Here is a 1,265-nt window from a genome sequence, read left to right on the forward strand (position 1 = left end):
AGCTTTTGACCCCGCAGGACATCGAAGACAATCTTGCCGGTATCCGCCGCAACTTCATGCCCTACCTCAAATTCGGCAGCGGTCCCAACGACGCCATCATGGTCAACAACGCCGATTGGCTGATGGAGATCAACTACGTCAATTTCCTGCGCGATGTCGGTCGTCACTTTTCGGTCAACCGCATGCTGGCCTTCGATTCCGTCAAGCTGCGGCTCGATCGCGAGCAGTCGCTGTCGTTCCTCGAATTCAACTACATGATCCTGCAGGCCTATGATTTCGTCGAGCTCTACAAGCGTCTCGGCTGCCGCCTGCAGATGGGCGGCTCCGACCAGTGGGGCAACATCATCAACGGCATCGATCTCGGCCGCCGCACGGAGGACGCGCAGCTCTATGCACTGACCACGCCGCTGCTCACCACCTCGTCGGGCGCCAAGATGGGCAAGTCGGCGTCGGGCGCGGTCTGGCTCGACGCGGAGATGCTGAGCCCCTACGAATTCTGGCAGTACTGGCGCAACACCGAGGATGCCGACGTCGCCCGCTTCCTGAAGCTCTACACGACGCTGCCGCTGGACGAGGTGGCGCGGCTCGAGCGGCTCGGCGGATCCGAGATCAATGAGGCCAAGAAGATCCTCGCCACCGAGATCACCGCCCTGCTGCACGGCCGCGCGGCCGCCGAGCAAGCCAGCGATACGGCGCGCAAGACGTTCGAGGAAGGCGCGCTCGCGGAGTCGCTGCCGACCGTCGAGGTCGACAGGACAGCGCTCGAAACCGGCGTCGGCATCCTGTCGCTGCTGGTCACCGCCGGACTGGCGGCGTCGAACGGCGAAGCGCGGCGGCATGTGCAGGGCGGCGCCGTGCGCCTGAACGACGAGCCGGTGAGCGACGAGCGCCGGCTGGTGACCCCTCAGGATTTGAGTCCGGAAAACGTCGTAAAGCTTTCCTTGGGAAAGAAAAAACACATTCTGGTGCGACCGGCCTGAACTCGCTCACCTATATTCGAAGATCGACCTGAATATTCCGGGCGCGATCACCGACAGCGGATTGATGTCCAGCAACGGCTTGTTGGCGTTGCCCTTGAGCCGGTAGGTGACGCCGATCAGGCCACGGTCGCGGCCATTGCCGAGCAGCGCGCCAACGATGGGCAATTCGCCGAAGATGCGATTGAGGCCATAGACCGGCATGAACGTGCCGGTCATGTCCATGTTGTTGTTCTGGTCGTAGAGCGTGCCCTGGAACGTGGTGCCGATGCGCGGTCCGCGCAGCAC

General features: G+C 62.9%; 2 protein-coding genes. One reads left to right on the forward strand and one right to left on the reverse strand.

Annotated elements, in window-relative coordinates; all coding sequences use genetic code 11:
- A partial coding sequence (tyrS, locus tag EN994_RS32030) for a tyrosine--tRNA ligase (protein WP_127288003.1) occupies positions 1-980 on the forward strand: 980 nt, incomplete at its 5' end.
- Positions 981-986: 6 nt separating this feature from the next.
- On the opposite strand, the gene EN994_RS32035 is transcribed toward tyrS, so the two are convergent.
- On the reverse strand, positions 987-1,265 hold a 279-nt coding region (locus EN994_RS32035), incomplete at its 5' end, for a hypothetical protein (RefSeq protein ID WP_164746443.1).

Origin of the sequence: Mesorhizobium sp. M7A.F.Ca.CA.002.09.1.1 (assembly GCF_003998555.1) — a bacterium.
In the GTDB taxonomy this organism is placed as follows: Bacteria; Pseudomonadota; Alphaproteobacteria; order Rhizobiales; family Rhizobiaceae; genus Mesorhizobium; species Mesorhizobium ciceri.